This is a genomic window from Streptomyces sp. NPDC025784 (assembly GCF_055558435.1).
In genome coordinates this window covers 104,906-122,340 of sequence record NZ_JBVHMN010000027.1, presented here as the reverse complement: position 1 = coordinate 122,340, position 17,435 = coordinate 104,906, and the positions used below count along the sequence as shown (strand labels likewise).

At 70.3% G+C, this 17,435-nt stretch carries 16 protein-coding genes and 1 pseudogene; 9 read left to right on the top strand and 8 right to left on the bottom strand.

What is annotated here, in order from left to right:
- Positions 1 to 40 precede the first annotated feature (40 nt).
- On the top strand, positions 41 to 682 hold the full coding sequence (locus tag ACZ4IF_RS40765) for a hypothetical protein (RefSeq protein ID WP_467573105.1): 642 nt from the start codon (positions 41 to 43) through the stop codon (positions 680 to 682).
- Between the two features lie 39 nt (positions 683 to 721).
- Here the strand turns inward: ACZ4IF_RS40765 and ACZ4IF_RS40760 are convergent, their stop codons facing one another.
- Positions 722 to 1,891, bottom strand: coding sequence for an alanine--tRNA ligase-related protein (locus tag ACZ4IF_RS40760; protein WP_467573103.1), 1,170 nt, complete (start codon positions 1,889 to 1,891; stop codon positions 722 to 724).
- A gap of 328 nt (positions 1,892 to 2,219) precedes the next feature.
- On the bottom strand, positions 2,220 to 2,585 hold the full coding sequence (locus tag ACZ4IF_RS40755) for a TetR-like C-terminal domain-containing protein (RefSeq protein WP_467573101.1): 366 nt from the start codon (positions 2,583 to 2,585) through the stop codon (positions 2,220 to 2,222).
- A gap of 41 nt (positions 2,586 to 2,626) precedes the next feature.
- On the opposite strand from ACZ4IF_RS40755, the gene ACZ4IF_RS40750 reads away from it, so the two are divergent.
- Both ACZ4IF_RS40750 and ACZ4IF_RS40745 read left to right on the top strand, forming a co-directional pair.
- On the top strand, positions 2,627 to 3,523 hold the full coding sequence (locus ACZ4IF_RS40750) for a CocE/NonD family hydrolase C-terminal non-catalytic domain-containing protein (RefSeq protein WP_467573099.1): 897 nt from the start codon (positions 2,627 to 2,629) through the stop codon (positions 3,521 to 3,523).
- Positions 3,524 to 3,676: 153 nt separating this feature from the next.
- Positions 3,677 to 4,321 carry a DNA alkylation repair protein gene (locus ACZ4IF_RS40745; RefSeq protein WP_467573180.1) on the top strand — a complete coding sequence of 215 codons (645 nt, stop codon included), beginning with the start codon at positions 3,677 to 3,679 and terminating at the stop codon, positions 4,319 to 4,321.
- A gap of 21 nt (positions 4,322 to 4,342) precedes the next feature.
- Here ACZ4IF_RS40745 and ACZ4IF_RS40740 read toward each other — a convergent pair whose 3' ends face one another.
- Entirely contained in the window at positions 4,343 to 4,753 is a 411-nt protein-coding gene (locus tag ACZ4IF_RS40740; protein ID WP_467573096.1) for a hypothetical protein, read from the bottom strand.
- A gap of 265 nt (positions 4,754 to 5,018) precedes the next feature.
- On the opposite strand from ACZ4IF_RS40740, the gene ACZ4IF_RS40735 reads away from it, so the two are divergent.
- Entirely contained in the window at positions 5,019 to 7,262 is a 2,244-nt protein-coding gene (locus tag ACZ4IF_RS40735) for a PP2C family protein-serine/threonine phosphatase (protein ID WP_467573093.1), read from the top strand.
- Here ACZ4IF_RS40735 and ACZ4IF_RS40730 read toward each other — a convergent pair.
- Both ACZ4IF_RS40730 and ACZ4IF_RS40725 read right to left on the bottom strand, forming a co-directional pair.
- Positions 7,246 to 7,965 (bottom strand): DinB family protein, encoded by a 720-nt coding sequence (locus tag ACZ4IF_RS40730; protein ID WP_467573088.1) that lies wholly within the window; start codon positions 7,963 to 7,965, stop codon positions 7,246 to 7,248. The genes ACZ4IF_RS40735 and ACZ4IF_RS40730 overlap by 17 nt on opposite strands.
- A 328-nt stretch (positions 7,966 to 8,293) precedes the next feature.
- Positions 8,294 to 9,514 carry an MFS transporter gene (locus ACZ4IF_RS40725; protein WP_467573084.1) on the bottom strand — a complete coding sequence of 407 codons (1,221 nt, stop codon included), beginning with the start codon at positions 9,512 to 9,514 and terminating at the stop codon, positions 8,294 to 8,296.
- Positions 9,515 to 9,599: 85 nt separating this feature from the next.
- Here ACZ4IF_RS40725 and ACZ4IF_RS40720 point away from each other — a divergent pair, with 85 nt between their 5' ends.
- Positions 9,600 to 10,172, top strand: coding sequence for a CGNR zinc finger domain-containing protein (locus tag ACZ4IF_RS40720; RefSeq protein WP_467573178.1), 573 nt, complete (start codon positions 9,600 to 9,602; stop codon positions 10,170 to 10,172).
- Between the two features lie 279 nt (positions 10,173 to 10,451).
- Here the strand turns inward: ACZ4IF_RS40720 and ACZ4IF_RS40715 are convergent.
- Together ACZ4IF_RS40715 and ACZ4IF_RS40710 are read right to left on the bottom strand one after the other, a co-directional pair.
- Positions 10,452 to 10,982 (bottom strand): annotated as a pseudogene (locus ACZ4IF_RS40715) (zinc-binding dehydrogenase); the annotation flags it as partial.
- Between the two features lie 63 nt (positions 10,983 to 11,045).
- The gene (locus ACZ4IF_RS40710; protein WP_467573081.1) at positions 11,046 to 11,660 is read right to left on the bottom strand and encodes a TetR/AcrR family transcriptional regulator; all 615 of its coding nucleotides are present in this window, start codon (positions 11,658 to 11,660) and stop codon (positions 11,046 to 11,048) included.
- 95 nt (positions 11,661 to 11,755) lie between these two features.
- Here ACZ4IF_RS40710 and ACZ4IF_RS40705 point away from each other — a divergent pair, with 95 nt between their 5' ends.
- The 4 genes from ACZ4IF_RS40705 to ACZ4IF_RS40690 all read left to right on the top strand — a co-directional run bounded on the left by ACZ4IF_RS40705 (position 11,756) and on the right by ACZ4IF_RS40690 (position 16,580).
- Positions 11,756 to 13,018: an NADH:flavin oxidoreductase/NADH oxidase family protein gene (locus ACZ4IF_RS40705; protein WP_467573078.1), complete on the top strand. Its 1,263-nt coding sequence runs from the start codon at positions 11,756 to 11,758 to the stop codon at positions 13,016 to 13,018.
- 240 nt (positions 13,019 to 13,258) lie between these two features.
- Positions 13,259 to 14,182 (top strand): acetoacetate decarboxylase family protein, encoded by a 924-nt coding sequence (locus ACZ4IF_RS40700; RefSeq protein ID WP_467573176.1) that lies wholly within the window; start codon positions 13,259 to 13,261, stop codon positions 14,180 to 14,182.
- 11 nt (positions 14,183 to 14,193) lie between these two features.
- Positions 14,194 to 15,792 carry a succinic semialdehyde dehydrogenase gene (locus ACZ4IF_RS40695; protein WP_467573074.1) on the top strand — a complete coding sequence of 533 codons (1,599 nt, stop codon included), beginning with the start codon at positions 14,194 to 14,196 and terminating at the stop codon, positions 15,790 to 15,792.
- A 68-nt stretch (positions 15,793 to 15,860) separates the two neighbouring features.
- Positions 15,861 to 16,580, top strand: a complete 720-nt coding sequence (locus ACZ4IF_RS40690; RefSeq protein WP_467573070.1) for a type 1 glutamine amidotransferase domain-containing protein — start codon at positions 15,861 to 15,863, stop codon at positions 16,578 to 16,580.
- A gap of 320 nt (positions 16,581 to 16,900) precedes the next feature.
- Here the strand turns inward: ACZ4IF_RS40690 and ACZ4IF_RS40685 are convergent, their stop codons facing one another.
- Entirely contained in the window at positions 16,901 to 17,428 is a 528-nt protein-coding gene (locus tag ACZ4IF_RS40685; protein WP_467573067.1) for a hypothetical protein, read from the bottom strand.
- Positions 17,429 to 17,435 lie beyond the last annotated feature (7 nt).

Genomic DNA, 17,435 nt, shown 5'->3' with positions numbered 1-17,435 from the left:
CCGCGTTGCGGGGCGGGCGGACGTGCCACAGACTCTGCGCGTGATCGTTCTGCAGCCCGTCCTGGAGGTCCACGCCCCCGACGGCTTCACCCTCTGGCCTGTCGACGGGACCGAGCCGTACGCCTTCCTTCCGCTCAGCGGCGGGCTCGCTCCGGCCGAGGTGGGCACCGCGGTGATGAGCATCGCCGACTGCAACAACGTCGAACCCGATGAAGACGGCCGCCCGGCTCGGCCCGCCGATCTGCTCGGCGGCTTTCTGCACGGTCTGCTCACCATGGACGACCTCTTCGCCTCCGGCGGCCTGCGGATCATGGACACCGCGACCGGCGTCACGCTGCTGCCGGGCTGCTGCAACGGGTTGGACGAGCGGCGCGACTGGCGCGAGGTGCTCGACGGCGACGGCTGGGCCTCCTTCGGTCACGACCCCTCTCCGCTCGCCGAACGCGACGGCGACACCGTGCGGTTGACCGTCGACGCCGAGGAGGAGAGCAGCCCGGTGATCGAGGTGCCCGTCGGCGACCTGCGCCGGCTGCTGGCCGGCGCGGAACGCGACCTGGACGGCTTCCTCCGGCTCGCCGCCGCCTGGGTCACGCTGCACCTCCCCGACCACGCCTCCCCCGTGATCTCCGCGCTCAGTCGCGCGCTCGACCTGCCCACACCTACGGGACCGTCGGTCCCGTAGGTGTCGCTCCGGCAAGCTCCGTACGAACTCGCCCGTCGGCTACGGCCTTTGACGCAGGCTCATCACCAGATCACGTGGCAGGCCGTGGGTGTCGTGCAGGTAGTGGAAGTCCTCCTCTCCCAAAGGCCGTTGGAAGCGGGGGCGGGCGAGCACGCTGCGGCCGCGCTCCAGGAGACGGCCGAACCGGCGCTCCTCCTCCAGCAACAGGCGGCTTACATGGCCGGGTTCCACCTCCTGTTGGAAGTGGTCCAGGGTGTGCGACACCGGCTCGACCGGCAGGTCTCCGAGACTGCGCGTCGTGTCGTCCCGCCAGAGGGTGGTGAGGACCCGTCGGACCAGGCGGCGCAGTACGTAGCCCTGCCCGGTGTTGGACGGTCGCACCCCGTCGCCGATGACGACGACGGCCGAGCGCAGGTGGTCGAGGACGAGGCGGAGCGACCGTTCGTCCAGTGGCCACAGGTCCGGGACGAGACGGCGCCAGGGGTCGAAGACGTCGCACTCGAACACCGACGACTTGCCCTGGAGCAGCGAGGCCAGTCGCTCGAGGCCGAGCCCGGTGTCGATGTTGGGCTGAGGAAGCGGCACGAGGAGACCGTCCTCGCGCCGGCTGTGACGCATCATCACGTGGTTCCACACCTCCACCCATCGGTCGTCCTGGGTCGGCGTCGACTCCGGCGGTGTGTCACCGGTCCACATGAAGATCTCCGAGTCGGGCCCGCACGGGCCTATGGGGCCGTTGGACCACCAGTTGTCCTCCACGGTGAGCTCCACGGGAACGCCGAGGCCCTGCCACAGACGCAGGGATTCGGTGTCCGGTCCGACCTGGTCGTCGCCGCCGAAGACGGTGGCGTGCAGCAGGCCGGGATCCACACCCAGCCCCTCCGTGAGCAGCCGGTACCCCCAGTCGAGGCTCGACGGGCCGTCGTAGTCGCCCAGTGACCAGGTTCCGAGCATCTCGAAGACGGTCAGATGGGTGGCGTCGCCGACCTCGTCGAGGTCCGTGGTGCGCAGACAGCGCTGCACATTGACCAGCCGTCTGCCCAGCGGATGGGGACGGCCCTCCAGATAGGGGGTGAGGGGATGCATGCCGGCGGTGGTGAACAGCACCGGGTCGCCCGGCGGTGGCAACAGCGTCGAGCCGGTGATCCGGCGATGGCCGCGCTCCTCGAAGTACTCGACGAATGTGCGGACGATCTGTTCCGTGTTCATGGGTGTGGCTCCTACGCGTCGCAGCGGGGAGGCACCGGATCACGGGACCGCGAGGGTCGTCACGCCGGGTCGAGAACGTAACGGCGCCGAAGCGCCAGGGAACCACCGACGGTCCGTGTCCGGTCGCCGGTGGGAGGGAGAATGTCAGGCGGCGGCAACCGGCGAGCTGGTCGCTCGCGCGGTCGCGGTGATGGTTCGGCCGGTGACGTTCATGCGGCCGACCATAACGCCCCCATGTCCCCGGGGCATCCGAATATCTCCGCCCCGGCTGTCGACGTCGGCCCGAGCCCGCCTTTCAGGGCAGGCCGGACGGGCGGTCGTGCTGCCGCTACGTCCGGCCGGAACCGTCGGTGAACCGCGGCACAACCATCTCGACCAGTGCGTCGGCGTCGGCCATCGGTTCGCCGGTCGTGCCCATCCGGTGGAGCAGGGTTCCCACGACGACGTCGATGAAGAACAGGACGCGGTTCTCCGGTTCGCCGAGGGCCTCCTGGAGCTGGCGCCGACAGGGATCCTGCAACCGCGCGGACAGGATCTCGCGCAGGGCCGGGTCGCTGACGGCGTCGCTGAACATGCCCGCGAACGCGTCGCCCACGCCGGGCTCGCCGATCCTCCCCGCGACCCGTCGGATGCTCGACGCCAGGATCCCGGCCCGGCTGGTGCCCTCCAGCGGCGCCGGGCCGAAGGCGTCCACACCCCGTCTACCTGCAGATCGACCAGGGGCGCGGCTGGACCGTGGACGGCCACATCGAGCTGTTCGACGTCCTGAAGGGCCCCAAGAAGCTGGACATCGGCTCCTATCCTCCGATGCAGTCACGCCCCTGGGTCGAGGAGCACGACAAGATGTTCCGCTGGTACGAGTACTGGCTCAAGGGCGTCGACAACGGGATCATGGACGAGCCGGCCGTGAGCGTCTTCGTGGAGGGCTCGCGCGAGGTGGTCACCGCGGCGCAGTGGCCGCCGAAGGAGACCGAGTACAAGGCACTCCATCTGCGCCCGCGGCACAAGCTCTCCTTCGAACCCGAGCTCATGGGCACGGAGTACGCGGCCCCCGACGGCTCCGCTGACCGTCACCGACAAGGTGGAGGTGCTGAAGTGGAGCACCGAGCCGTTCGAGGAGCCCACCGAGCTGATGGGCACGGGGCCGCGCACCTCTTCGCGGAGATCGACCAGGTCGACACCAACTTCATCCTGCGCCTGTGGGACGAGGCTCCCGGTGGCGGCCGGCAGCTGATCACCACCGGATATCTGAAGGCCTCCCATCGCGAGCTCGACGAGGAGCGCACCACCGAGGGCAACCCGTATCACCCGCACACCCGGGCGGTGCCGGTGGAGCCCGGGAGGATCGAGGAGTACGTGCTGCGGCTCTACCCGTTCGCGGCCACCTTCCGGCCGGGTCACCGTCTGACGGTGGAGCTGTCGAACGACGAGCCGTTGGCCGACGCGCACAACGCACTGCTGCCGCCGGACGCCTTCCACCTGCCGGTGGGCCGCCCCGTCACCCACAAGATCTACCGCGACGCCGCACACCCCTCGCGCCTCGTGCTGCCGTTCACGACGGTCACGACACCGGACGCGGCGGGCCCCGACCCTGCCGGCGCCGACGAGGGAGCGCGGCGCGGCGGTTCCTGAGCGCCGCCACGATGCCGCCCGGGTGCCGCCGCGTCCCCGGCGGCCTCCTCCGCGGGCAAGGGAACGTCCGGACCGCGTCCGATCCTGCGTAGGCTGCCTCTCGCACGGAGGAGACAGGAGGCTGAGGTGGCCGAGACGACGCCGGCCGAGGTCATGGCCGAGCTGAGCGAGCTCGAGGACCCGAAGACGCGCGCGGTGAACGAGAAGCACGGTGACGATCACGGTGTGAATCTCAGCAAGCTGCGCGCGCTCGCGAAGCGGCTGAAGACGCAGCAGGACCTCGCGCGCCGGCTCTGGGAGACGGACGACACCGCGGCGCGACTGCTGGCGCTTCTCATCTGCTGCCCGAAGGCGTTCGAGCGTGATGAGCTCGATGCCATGCTGCGCGCGGCACGCACCCCCAAAGTGCACGACTGGCTCGTGAACTACGTGGTGAAGAAGAACCCGCACGCCGAGGAGCTGCGCCTGGCCTGGACCGCCGATCCGGATCCGGTGGTCGCCAGTGCGGGCTGGGCACTGACGACCGAGCGTGTGGCGAAGAAGCCCGAGGGCCTCGACCTCGCAGGACTGCTCGACGTCATCGAGGCGGAGATGAAGGACGCCCCGAACCGGCTGCAGTGGGCGATGAACCACTGCCTGGCCCAGATCGGGATCGAGCACGCCGAGTACCGCGCCCGTGCCGTCGACATCGGTGAGCGCCTGGAGGTGCTCAAGGACTACCCGACCTCCCCCGGCTGCACGTCTCCGTTCGCCCCCGTCTGGATCGACGAGATGGTGCGCCGGCAGCGCGACACGTAGAAGCGGGCCGCACCGCACACCTCAGGTCCAGGTGGTGACCCACTCCAGCATGTGGTCGTAGCTGTCCCAGATGATCCCGCCGGTGGGCGTGCCCTTCCAGTCGCCGAGCAGGCAGCGGAGCGTCACATGGTGATCCTCGGCGAAGTCGAGGTCGACATCGCGGGTCGTGCCGTTGCCGTCGCTGTTCCAGTAGTAGTACGTCCCGTACCCGTCCACCGTCAGCTCCGCGACGGCCGAGTGACCGTCGGCGTCCCGGTCCTTGACGATGAGGTGCTCGCCATAGGGCTGGAACTCGCAGTAACCACCCTTGTGCCACGTCTGGTCCACGTAGATCCCCGCGACCGGGTCGTCGGCCTGGGCCGAGGACGCGGCGAATCCGACGGCGGTGCAGGCGGCCAGAACTGTGGCGGCAACTCCAGCGATCAGGCGCACAGATACTTCCCTTTCGTCACTCCTTGGCATGCTTCACTCAACGTCATCATACGTTTCACTTGCCCTTCGGAACATCAACTTCACTGCACAGCAAGGAACTTGGTCACCGCTGACCCCGACGAGGGTCTTCGAGCCGGCCGCGCAACACTGATCATGAATGTTCAAGGTCTTGCATAGCGGGGCGCTTGTGGGCTTCTCTCCCGCTCCCTCTCGCACAGGACCTAACGTCGTGCTTCTGAGAGGTCCGGCAGTGGGAGGCACCGTCATGACCATTCCCTCTGATGCACTGGACCGCGTACGGGCGGCGCTCCGCCAGGTCTGCAGCCCCTGGGAGATGTCCGCCGCACTGGCCGGCTCGTGCGCCTGGCTGGGGGTGGTGGGCTGGGCGTTGATGCTGGCGCAGGACGACGGCGCCCACCTGTTCCCGTGCGGCATCAGCGGACTTCCCTCGGTGTGGGAGCCTCCGCTGCGTCCCCTGGCACGTTCCGGGAGCTGGCCGATCTGTCTGGCCGCACTGGGGCACGTCTGGACGGGGCACGGCCTCGAACGCCCCTACCCGCTCCCGGAGGCCGACGCCCCGGCGGCGGCCGCGGCACTCCCCCTGCGCAAGTCGATCGGCGCTCTCGTGGCACTGCGACCGGGGCCGACACCGTTCACACACGCAGAGCAAACGTTTTTGTCCGCAGTCGCCGATGAAGTCGCCGCCGTCCTGGCCGACCTGCCGGGCCCCGGACAGCCCGACGTTCTCCCGCAGCTGCGGGAGGTCGAACGCGGCGCCTTCACACTCGACCTCACCGGACAGGACATCACCTGCGACCGTGTCTTCGCCACCATCCACGGCCTTCCCGGACCGGGCCGGCATCCGCTGTCCGCGGCCCTGGCGGCGCTGCCGCAGGCGGATCTGCCGCAGGCCGAACGCCTCCTGCAGCAGTTGCAGCAGGAGCCCGGCACCTACGAAGTCATCTACCGCGTCGTCGGCTTCGACGGGCTGCACGTCATGCAGGCCCGCTGCTCCCGCAGTACGGAAGTGCTCGATCGGGTGGTACTCACCGGCCATGTCACCGACATCACCCGTGATGCCGACCATGCCGCGTGGCGCGAGGAACGCATGCACCGGCAGATCCGCAGCGCGGAGCAGATGCGCGCACTCGCCTCCGCCTGCGCCTCGGCCGGCAGCACAAACGAACTGGCCGCGGCCACCTGCGACGTACTGGCCGTCTTCGGCGCCGACGCCATCGTGCTGGCCGAGGCCGCGGACCAGCACTTGCACCTGCTGACCAGCCACGGACAGCAGCCGCACCACCTGGAGATGCTCCGCGCCGTCGAACTGAGCGCGAGCGCACCCCTCACCGACGCACTGCGCGAGCACCGAGCCGTGTTCATCGCCTCCCACGACGAACTCGTTTCGGCCTATCCCCACTACGCCGACGTGTCACCCCGCCTGGACCGGCAGGCCTGGGCCGCACTGCCGATCCCGCTGTCCGCGCCGGACGCCCGCCCCGCCGCATGCCTGCTGTCCTTCACCCGGCCCCACGCGTTCACCCCCGAGGACCACGCCCTGCTCATCGCGGCCGCCGGGCTGCTCGGACGCGCCCTGGACCGCTGCCGCGCCTGGGACACCGAGCACGCACGCGCCGTCGAGCTGCAGAAGGGCCTGCTGCCCACCGCGCTGCCCCACCTGACGGGTATCGAGCTGGCCGCCTCCTACCTCCCCGCCGCGGCGGGCGCCCACGCCGGAGGCGACTGGTACGACGCCTACACCACCAGCAGCGGCCGGCTCCTGCTCGGCATCGGCGACATCGAGGGACACGACACGCAGGCCGCCTCGTTGATGGGCCGGCTGCGTACCGCCATCCGCGCCTACGCGGCCCTCACCGAGGACCCGGCCGAGCTGCTGCACCACACCAACCGACTGCTGACGGAGGACAACGACAACGATCCCGAGCGTGCTCGCACGGCCACGTGCTGTCTGATCCTTCTCGACCCCGCGACCGGCGACCTGAGATGCGCCTCGGCCGGGCATCCCAGCCCCCTTCTCCATTCCCCCGGCAGCGGATCGCGCGAGCTCATCACCGGTGTCGGCCTCCCCCTCGGCATCTTCGCCGAGGGCACCTACCGCTCCACTCCGCACCGGCTTCCCGAAAACACCCAACTCCTGCTGCACACCGACGGACTCACCGACCGGCCCGGCACCGATCCGGCCGAGGCCCACGACCTTCTCGACGAAGCCTTGGAACAGGCGGCGTCGCTCCCGGCCGAGGCAGCCCTGCGGCACATCACCTCACACTGCCTGGCAGGCGCTCGTCCCGTCGACGACTGCGGCGCACTTCTGGTCCGCCGCCACGACAACTCCCGGGCGGACTGCCACGGCAGCCCGAGCAGGAGCGACGCCGCCGACCGCCCGCGCGGCGCCTCGTCGGCCGTGTCGCAGCGACGCCGCCCCGCGCCCGCCATCGACCGTGCCGGGGAGGCGTCGGGAATCCGGCCCGGGCCTAACCGGCCGCGGTGAAGCGGGTCCGCCACAGGTCGCGGAGCACCGCGATCTCCGCCATGTGGTGGATGAGTTCGAGGTTGGCCCCCGACAGCACGTCGACGTACGGATCGTCGGGGTCGGAGCCGTACGGGTACTGCGAGAAGCCGACGGTGTCGAGCTGCTCGTCGGTGACGGTGGCGACGCTGTCGCGCCAGCGGTCGAGCAGCGCCCAGAACCGATCGAGCGCCACGGCGGCCGAGGGCGTGAAGTCGACGAGCAGCTTCGGGTCCTGTCGGCGTTCGCCGAAGGTCCACTCCCATCCGCCCGCGAAACCGTAGTGCAGGTGCCCCAGCCGCCAGGCGATGGTGGTGACCCGCGTTTCGTCGGGCTCGGGCTCACCGGTGTGGGCGAGGATCTGCTCGACCCGCTCGACACTCACGCTCCAGTCCTCGGCGATCTTGGCGACGGTCATACCGCCGGCCGCCTGCCGGGCAACCTCCGCGTACTCGTTGGCCGGGATGTCCGGGGCGCCCAGGTCGAGCACCCACTCGCCCGGCCCGAACGCCCTCGGAGTGGTCGCCGTGCCCCGCCGCCGGATCGACCAGCAATCGGGCACCGGCTCCCACAGGTACTCCTCGTCGCCGAGCCCGGTCAGCCGAACCTGTGCCATCTCCCTGGCACGGTCGAACTGGTCGAGCAACAGGCCCAGCCGACCGGTCCGTGCGCCCTCGGACTGCATGCCTGGCTCCCCTTCGCCCTCGCGTCTCCTGACTCGTCCCGCTCAGGCGGAAGTTAGCGGCTCGGCGCAGTGGGACGCGACCCATTTCCCCGCCCACGAAACGGCACGGCACCGCACCATGCGATCAGGCCGCCCATTCCCCGCACGACCGGTGACCGAGGGCGGCGCAGGCGGGAGGCTCTGGGCCATGAGGGGCACCTTCCCGCCGCCCGGCACCATCGCGTTCGGGCTGAGCATCACCACTCGGTATGCAGCGCGGACCGTGCGACCCGCACCTCGACTTCGACTTCGGCCCGCTGCGTGGCGACAACTCGCCCGGGGCCGACGGCTACGGACAGGCAGCCTGATCCCGAGCGAGCGTCGCGTTCCGTTCGCGGCCGTCATCGGCGGTGCGGATCCAGACAGGATGCACAACCGCGAGGATCAGACACGCGAAGGACATGGAGCACCACAAGCCGACAGCTCCGGCATGCTCGAGCACCTGTGTGCTGATGAGCGGGGCGGCGATCCCGCCGATGCCCCAGCTTGTGCCGTAGACCGCCAGGTATCGCGCCTTTCCGGCGGCGGGGGCCAGGCTTGCGACGAGTGCGTAGGCGCGGCCGACGAGGAGCAGGTCCCCCACGCTCCACGTGAGGGTTGCCGCGATGTGGACGAGCAGGCTGTGAGCAAACGCGTATCCGGCAAGGCCAAGGGCCATCAGGAGATAGCCGCCGGCGAAGGCGACGGGTGTCGGCAGTGTGGCGATTCGCTTGAGCCTCAGTAGAGGCTGCCCGGCGGTGATGGTGACGGCGGACGTGGTGAACAGCAGTCCGGCGTCGGCGGGTTGCAGTCCGCGGAGTTCCAGGGACAGCGGTAGCGCGATCACGATCTGGAGATGGACCACCGCGAACAGCGTCCCTGCCGCGAGCATCACGAGCAACGAACGGTCTCGCCAAGGGGCGACGGTGGCCGCTTGCCGGGTTGCCGCTGTCGCGGCACGGTGGTCTGCGGGCAGGACCAGGTGCACGGTCAGCGCGCAGAGCAGGCAGGTGAGGGCATCGACCACGAACAGCCATCGCAGGTCCCAGCGCCCCAGCCCGGCCGCCAGAAGGCCCGCGCCCATGCCGGCCACTGCCAGGGCCGCGTTCAACAGGCCGTAGGCGCCGACCTGTTCGCCTGGCGCCACAACATCCGCGATCACCGCCTGGCTGGGCGGCTCGTAGATCTCGAAGGCCAACCCCATCAGCACCGCGAAGCAGGCCGCCGGCACCAGGCCGCCGGCCGAGGCGATGCCCAGTTGCGCCACCGCGCACCCGGTCAGCCCGACCACGATCGTGCGGCGCCGACCGATACGGTCGGCCAGGCGACCGCCAACCAGGCGCGAGGGGATCGTGGCTAGTCCGAAAGCGGCGCTGACGTACCCGGCGACGGCGGTACTGGCGCCGAAGCTCGTCGTGATCAGCACGGTGAGGAACGACAGGGAGAACGCCCCCAGCCGGTTCACCGCTCGCGCCGCGATCAGCAACCGCACCGTACGCGGCAAGCGCTTCCGGCTCTGCGCAAACCTCACGAAACCCCCCTCGCGCGTCACCGGCGAAACGACTATCGTCGGTTGCGCCTGCACGCTAGAGACCGAAGGAGTGACCGGTCAAGTGATGTTCGATGGTCACGTGGTGACGCTGCTCGACGCGACCGTCTCCCTCGTGAATACGCTGACCGACGGCACCAGGCAGGGCCGCCCCTATGCCGCTCCTCACGGGGATCAGCTCCCGCAAGCGGTTCACGAGGCGCTACCGCTCTCTTCGGATCGCGCCACAGTCTCCCCGGACCACGCCGCCTATCTCGCGCACACCGCCCAGCAGATGCGGGCAGTGTTCGAGGCCGTCGACAGTGGCCACATTGATCAGGCGGCCCAGCTGGCGAACGTCCTGCTGCGCACCACAGGCGCCCGCCCACAACTCGATCGCGTTGCCGGCGAGCCCTGGCAAGTCCACTTCCATGGCTCCGACGACAGTCTCTCCGTGGGCTGGAGTGCCGGATGCGCCACCGCATTGGCCCTGGCGATCGGCAGTGACCTCGCCGGACGCCTCGGCGTCTGCACGGCCCCACACTGCGACCGCGTGTACGTGGACGCTTCCCGTAACACGGTCCGCCACTTCTGCTCCACGGCCTGCCGAAGCCGCGTCAAGGCAGCGGCCTTCAGGGCCCGCAAAGCGTCCCGGAGCTGAGTGCCTTCGGCTCCGGCGTCGGGCCGGTCGACATTTCTCGTTCCGACTGACATCTCCCGCTTCTGTCGTCGATCGAACGAATGACGACAGGCGCGGCCGGTGCCCAATGAACGCAGACTCTGCGGGACCCGATCGCGGCGCGTGCGGTGACGCGCGTGCCGGACGCCGCGCCGGCTGCCCCGCCCCGGTGTCCCTGACACCGGGGCGGTGGCTCCTCGACTACGGCAACGACGGACCGGAGCTGTCCCAGCCGGTCGGATCACGGCCGCCCCCCGCGCTTCAGTCGTTCACCAGCAGGATCTTGCCGGTATGCTGCCCGGCCTCCATGAGCCGGTGCGCCTCGGCGGCCTCGGCCATGGGCAGGGTCCGGTCGACCACCAGCTGCACGACACCGCTCTCGATCACCGGCCAGACCTTGTTCCGCACTTCCGCCACGATGGCGGCCTTCGCCTGCGCCGACCGGGTGCGCAAGGTCGTGCCGTGCACGGAAGCACGCTTGAACACCAGCTCCGCGAGGCTGAGTTGGCCCTCCAGCCCGTCCTGCAGGCCGATGACGACCAAGCGGCCGTCGTGGGCCAGGGAACGGACGTTCCGTTCGAGGTACCGGCCCCCGACGACGTCCAGGATGACGTCGTAGGGGCCGTGTTCGGTGAAGTCCTGCGTGCGGTAGTCGATCGTCACGTCGGCGCCCAGTTCCCGCGCACGGGCGGCCTTCTCTGCGCTGCCGACGGTGGTGACGACGCGGGCTCCGAGCGCCTTGGCGATCTGGATGGCCATGGTGCCGACACCTCCGGCCCCGCCGTGCACGAGGCTCACGTACCGCTGAGACGGTCCGCCGACGGCGGCCCGCCGGACCGTGACCCCTGCGACTCCCTAGGCCTTCGCCGCCTCCGCGGGCAGCGTCCGCGAAGCCGCCGGGGAGACGGTGAACAGTGCGTGGACCGCGGCGCCGACCTGATCGGCGACCACCTCCGGGGTGGAGGAGTCGAGCTTGCCGTCGAGGTGCAGGAACGCCAGTCCGTGGACGAGGGCCCACACGGTGGTCGACAGCACGTCCGGGTCGGCCCCCGGGAAAGCGCCCCGGACGATCCCGCGGACGTACTCCGAGATGGCGGCGGTCGCGCCGACCCGGTCCTCGTTGGTCGGGTCGCAGGGCTCGGCGAACATCACCCGGAACAGAGCCGGGTGCTCGAGCGCGAACCGGACGTAGGCGACCGCGACCGCGGCGAGGTCGTCGGGGGTCGTCGGCGAGGGGTGCACGGCGGCCATTTGTACGGCGAGTTCGCGGTAGCCCTGAGCGGCGACCGCGGAGACGAGCGCGTCCCGGTCCGGGTAGTGGCGGTAGGGGGCGGTCGCCGACACTCCGGCCCGCCGCGCCACCGCCCGCAGGGACAGCCCGGCGCTGCCGTCCTCCTCCAGCAGCTCCCGGGCGGCACGCAGACAGGCGGCCCGCAGGTCGCCGTGATGGTACGCACCCGCTTGCGGCACAGGTCACACTCCCTCATGTATACAGCGCTCACATCGTCCGGCTAATGTGAGCGGCGTACACATTGTATGCGATCGAGAGGGAGAGGGGAACTCGGATGACCCGCGAGCTGTTCTCGCCGCTGCCCCTGCGCTCCGGACAGATACTGGGCAACCGGATCGCCAAGGCGGCCATGGAGGAGAACATGGCCGGCGACGGCCAGGTGCCCGACCGAGAGCTGACCGGGCTCTACCGGCGCTGGACCGCCGGCGGCACCGGACTAGTGATCACCGGCAACGTCATGGTGCACGCCGAGGCGCTGACCGGCCCCGGCGGAGTCGTGCTCGACCACGCAGCCCCACTGAAGCCGTTCACCGACTGGGCCAGGGCCGGCAAGGCCGGGGGCGCGGCGATGTGGATGCAGATCAATCACCCCGGCCGCCAGATCCAGGCCGACATGCCCGGCGTCGTGTGGGGCCCGTCCGCGGTGGGCGTCGACCTGGGCAAGCACAGCAGCCGCTTCGGCCGCCCCGTCGCCATGACCCCCGAGCAGATCGAGGCCACCGTCACACGCTTCGCGGTCACGGCCCACCGCGCCGAGAAGGCGGGCTTCGACGGTGTGGAGATCCACGCCGCGCACGGCTACCTGCTGTCCCAGTTTCTGTCACCCCTGGTCAATCAGCGCACCGACGCGTGGGGCGGGTCGTTGGAGAACCGGGCCCGGATGCTGCTGGACGTCGTCCGCGCCGTCCGCGCCGCCGTCTCACCGTCCTTCGCCGTCGCGGTGAAGCTCAACTCCGCCGACTTCCAGCGCGGCGGGTTCGACGCCGACGACGCACGGCAGGTCATCGGGATGCTCGAACCGCTCGGCGTCGACCTGGTCGAACTGTCCGGCGGGAGCTACGAGAGCCCCGCGATGACCGGCCGCCGTGCCGACTCGCGCACCCAGGCACGCGAGGCCTACTTCCTCGACCTGGCGAAGGACCTGGTCAGGAGCAGCCGGCTCCCGCTCATGCTCACCGGCGGAATCACCCGGCGCGAGACCGCCGAGAAGGTGCTCGACAGCGGAGTGGCGCTCGTGGGAATGGGCACCGCCCTGGCCGTCACCCCGGACCTGCCGAACCGCTGGCGCCAGGACCGCGAGGCCGACCGGCAGATGCGACCCGTGACGTGGTCCGACAAGGCCCTCGCCTCGGCCGCGAGCATGGCCCAGGTCCGCCACCAGATGCGGCGCATCGCCCGCGGCAGCGACCCCAGGCCCGGCACCCACCCGGCGTTCGCCCTGGTCTCCGAGCAGCGTCATCAGCGACGGGCACTGCGCCGCTACCGGGCCTGGCTGCCCGCCCCGGCAGACACCGCCGCGGCGAGCCGGCCCGCGTAGCCCGCACCCCGACCGGCAGCCCGACCCCGATCGCGGCCGGGACAGTGGCAGCGCCTTCGCCCCGGACGGGCACCTTCGCCGCAGCAGTCCCCTCGCCACCCTCGCCCGAACAGATCCGCCGAACTCGTCGGTGGATGACACCCACCCATTGCTGACGGTGCTTACACCCCGGCCTGGGCTCGCCCCGATGTAAGCACTGCTCACATCTATTTCACGGGAGCCACACCCATGCCCATGCCCATGCCCGTGCCCATGCCCCAGCAGGACACAGCAGAGGTCGACCTGGGCGGCCGTACGGTCACCGTCCCGAAGGGCGGCCTGTACGACCGGTACCGGATGAACACCGATCTCGACGAAGTCGTCCGCGACCCCCGAGTCAGCGGTGTCGACTTCTTCCGCCGACTGCCCAAGACCAAGGTCGACTCTCCGATCGGTGCCACCCTCACCCCGAACTTCTACTACCGCATCTCGACCGCCCGGATCACGATGCTCGCCCGCTCCCGCGCGATCCGTACCCGCCTGCCCGGGGAACTGGCGCCGCTGGAGGTCGCGCCGGGCCTCGGGCTGATCTCGGTCATGTTCTTCCGCTACGACGTGTGCGACATCGACTTCTACACCGAAGCCGCCGTCGGGATCGCCGTGAAGCCGGCACGACACGGCGGGCTCAGCTTCTTCGACCTCGTCGCCGGCTTCAAGAACGAACACCTCGACTCCTACGTGCTGTCCCTGCCCGTCAGCACCGAGATCGCCCAGGTCCGCGGCCATGACGGCTACGGCTTCCCCAAGTGGGTCACCGCGCTCGACGTCGACATCGACTCCTCCCGGACCACCGCGCACGTGGCCAACGACGCCGGTGGGACCGACCTGTCGCTGCTGGCCACCACACCCGCCCAGACCGCCTACCCGAGCGGCAAGCGTGTCTCCAGCCTCACTTCGTACACGTCGATCGACGGTGCGTGGCACTCGACGCTGAGCCAGACCAACATGCTGTCGGCCGGGACGACGCGTTCGGCGCGCGGCGTCGCCCTGCAGGTCGGAGCGGGCCGCATGGCCGACGACCTGCGGTCCCTCAACCCGATCAGGACCATTCAGTTCGACGTGGTGACCGAAGGCCAACTCGCCCTGCACATGCCGGTCCCGACCTCCGTACGGAGCCGGATCTGAGGAGCCCTGCCATGGCCACCGACCACGCCGCTGCGTCGACCTCCGTCCGCCGCTCCGTCCTGCCCGCCTCCCTGACCTCAGCCCGGATCGACCGGCTGGCAGCGCGAGTCGCGGCCGCGGCGGCCGCGGCCCGCGTCACCACCAACGCCCCGTACACCGGCGCCCCGTTGGCCGACCTGCCGGTCTCGACACCCGGGGACGTCGAGGACGCCTTCGCACGCGCCCGCATCGCCCAGAAGGTCTGGGCCGCAACATCTCCGAGCCGACGCAAGAAGATCATGCTGCGCTTCCACGACCTGGTGCTCGCCCGCCAGGACGAGGTGCTGGATCTGATGCAGGCCGAGAGCGGCAAGACCCGCCGCGACGCGTTCCTCGAAGTGACCGACACCGCCATCACTTCCCGGTACTACGCGCGCAGCGCCGCCAGGTTTCTGGAGCCCAAGCGGCGTCGCGGCGCGATCCCGGTGCTGACCCACACCACCGAGCTGCGCCATCCCAAGGGCGTCGTCGCGATCGTCTCGCCGTGGAACTACCCGCTGAGCATGGCCGCCGGGGATGCCGTTCCGGCACTGATGGCCGGCAACGCGGTCGTGCAGAAGCCTGACACGCAGACCGCGCTCACGGCGTTGTGGGCACTCGATCTGATGCACGAGGCAGGCCTCCCGGCCGGTGTGTGGCAGATGATGGTCGGCCGGGGCAGCTCCATCGGCGGCGCGCTGATGGACAACGCCGACTACATGATGTTCACCGGCTCCACCGCCGGCGGGCGCAAGATCGCCCGCGACGCCGGCGAACGCCTCATCGGCGCGTCCCTCGAACTCGGCGGCAAGAACGCCATGATCGTCCTCGACGACGCCGACATCGAGAAGGCCGCCGACGGTGCCGTCGCCGCGTGTTTCCCCTCGACCGGCCAGCTCTGTGTCTCCGTAGAGCGCCTGTACGTCGACGAGGCCGTCCACGACCGGTTCGTCGCCGCGTTCGTCGCCCGTACGAAACACCTCAAGATCGGCGCCTCGTACGACTACGGCAGCGACGTCGGCTGCCTCACCAACCCCTCCCAACTGGAGACCGTCACCGCGCACGTCGACGACGCGGTCGCCAAGGGCGCGACCGTCCTCGCAGGCGGCAGGGCCCGGCCCGACCTGGGGCCGCTGTTCTACGAACCCACCGTTCTCGCCGACGTCACCCCCGACATGACGCTGTGCGAGCACGAGACGTTCGGCCCCGTCGTGTCGATCTACCCCTTCCGCGACGTCGACGAGGCGATCGCCCGGGCCAACGCCACGCCGTGCGGCCTCAACGGCAGCGTCTGGTCCCGCAACGGAGCCCGGGGACGAGCCGTCGCCGCCCGCCTGCACGCCGGCACCGTCAACGTCAACGAGGCGTACGCCGCCGCGTGGGGAAGCATCGACGCGCCGATGGGTGGCATGGGCGACTCGGGACTCGGCCGTCGTCACGGCGCCGACGGAATCCTCAAGTACACCGAACCGCAGACCGTCGCCCACCAGCGCGTCCAAGGGTTCACCCCGCCGGCGCGCGTCTCGCCGAAGACCTGGGCGGCCCTCCTGTCCACCGCGCTCAAGGCCCTCAAGGCAGCCGGCGTTCGCTGAGGCGTGCGCAAGGCGTCGAGCCCATGAGACAGGTGCCGGAACCGTCACCGCAGAAGGAAGAGATGGAAATGACCAAGGCCCTCTTCGTCGTGTCCGCGGCAGATCGCTGGACGCTGAACGACGGAACCGCCCACCCCTCAGGATTCTGGGGTGAGGAACTGGCGATGCCGCACAAGATCTTCACCGAGGCGGGGTGGGAGATCACGATCGCCACCCCGGGCGGCAAGGCGCCGACACTGGACCGGCTGAGCATGTCCCGTACCGCCGGTCTGCCCTCCAAGCTGCGTGAGGTCTCCCGGTACCTGGACTCGATCCGGAGCGAGCTCAACAGCCCCCGGGAGCTGGCGAAGACCGATCCTGACGATTTCGACGTGGTGTTCTACCCCGGTGGACACGGTCCCATGGAGGATCTGGCGGTCGACCCCGTCTCCGGCGCCCTGCTCAGCCGGGTGCTGCGCTCGGGCAAGCCGCTGGCGCTGCTGTGCCACGCGCCTGCCGCCGCGCTGGCGGCAAGGGACGACGACGGCTCGTGGCCGTTCGCCGGCTACCGGATGACGGGCCTGTCCAACACCGAGGAGAAGCTCAACAGCTTCGGCCGCAAGGCTCCGTGGCTGCTGGAGGACCGCCTGCGCGAGGGCGGAGCGGACTATGTCAAGGCACGTCTGCCGCTGTTCCCGTTCGTGGTCGTCGACCGGAACCTGTACACCGGCCAGAACCCCGCGTCCTCCGAGCGGCTCGCCAAGCGGCTCGTGGCGGATCTGACCACGACGGCACGCCGGACGCCTTGACCCGCAGGGTTGCCGAGGCGTCTCACGGGAGGGTCGGCTGCCGGTCACGGCGGGAAGGTGCCTTCGCCGACCCTCGACAGGTGATGCACATGCGTCAGGAGAGCACCTCGCCGCTCCGGCGGGCCACGACCACACCTCGCAAGGGCCGTGCGGCGAGAAACCGGGACGCCGGCGGTGACCGCGCCCAGGGCGTGGGCCATCGGGAACCGCTGCCCGGGCGCACTGCGGGCACACCGGATCGGAAGCGGCTCACGCCTCGTAGCTCTGGAACCAGTGTGTGTCGACATACCGGGCGGCCGAGAAGGGCTGCCCGGTCTCGGTCAGAACGCGGAAGACGAACTCCCCCGTTCGGCCACGAGCACCACGCGCCGTACGCCGTCGCCGCTGTCCGCGGTCCCGGCCCCGATCCACCAACTCCCTTGGGCCCAGGCCCGCATGTCCACCACGCGACTGCCGAAGGGGGTGAGAAGGGGCAGTCCTGTCGTCGCGTCCACCGTCGGATCGGCGTACCCGTCCATGGACAGGTTGCGCGAGGCCCCGTACCGACCGCTGAACACCTCGACCAGATCGGCCAGCTGGACCTTCTCGGACACGGCAAGACACAGGTGCCCTGCCCCGTGTCCTGGCACGCCGCACTCCAGCGACCGCGGACCGCGGGCGACCAACCGCGGCACGGCATCGAGCAGTTCGTCCCGCCCCATGCGGTTCCGCTCCTCCCGGCGCAGGCGTGCCGACCGGCCGTCCTCCTTGATCCCACGGACCTCCCTCATGACGCGGAAGCCGAAGTAGCCCCACGCCGGTAGGGCGACGACAAGACTCATCAGCCGCGCCCTGAAAGCGGGAGGCATGTGTCGC

Bases quoted from the DNA above. Each gene is read 5' to 3' on its own strand.
- ACZ4IF_RS40760 (WP_467573103.1), bottom strand. From the start codon at position 1,891: ATGAACACGGAACAGATCGTCCGCACATTCGTCGAGTACTTCGAGGAG.
- ACZ4IF_RS40745 (WP_467573180.1), top strand. From the start codon at position 3,677: ATGGCCGAGCTGAGCGAGCTCGAGGACCCGAAGACGCGCGCGGTGAAC.
- ACZ4IF_RS40735 (WP_467573093.1), top strand. From the start codon at position 5,019: ATGACCATTCCCTCTGATGCACTGGACCGCGTACGGGCGGCGCTCCGC.
- ACZ4IF_RS40730 (WP_467573088.1), bottom strand. From the start codon at position 7,965: ATGCAGTCCGAGGGCGCACGGACCGGTCGGCTGGGCCTGTTGCTCGAC.
- ACZ4IF_RS40720 (WP_467573178.1), top strand. From the start codon at position 9,600: ATGTTCGATGGTCACGTGGTGACGCTGCTCGACGCGACCGTCTCCCTC.
- ACZ4IF_RS40705 (WP_467573078.1), top strand. From the start codon at position 11,756: ATGACCCGCGAGCTGTTCTCGCCGCTGCCCCTGCGCTCCGGACAGATA.
- ACZ4IF_RS40700 (WP_467573176.1), top strand. From the start codon at position 13,259: ATGCCCGTGCCCATGCCCCAGCAGGACACAGCAGAGGTCGACCTGGGC.
- ACZ4IF_RS40695 (WP_467573074.1), top strand. From the start codon at position 14,194: ATGGCCACCGACCACGCCGCTGCGTCGACCTCCGTCCGCCGCTCCGTC.
- ACZ4IF_RS40690 (WP_467573070.1), top strand. From the start codon at position 15,861: ATGACCAAGGCCCTCTTCGTCGTGTCCGCGGCAGATCGCTGGACGCTG.
- ACZ4IF_RS40685 (WP_467573067.1), bottom strand. From the start codon at position 17,428: ATGCCTCCCGCTTTCAGGGCGCGGCTGATGAGTCTTGTCGTCGCCCTA.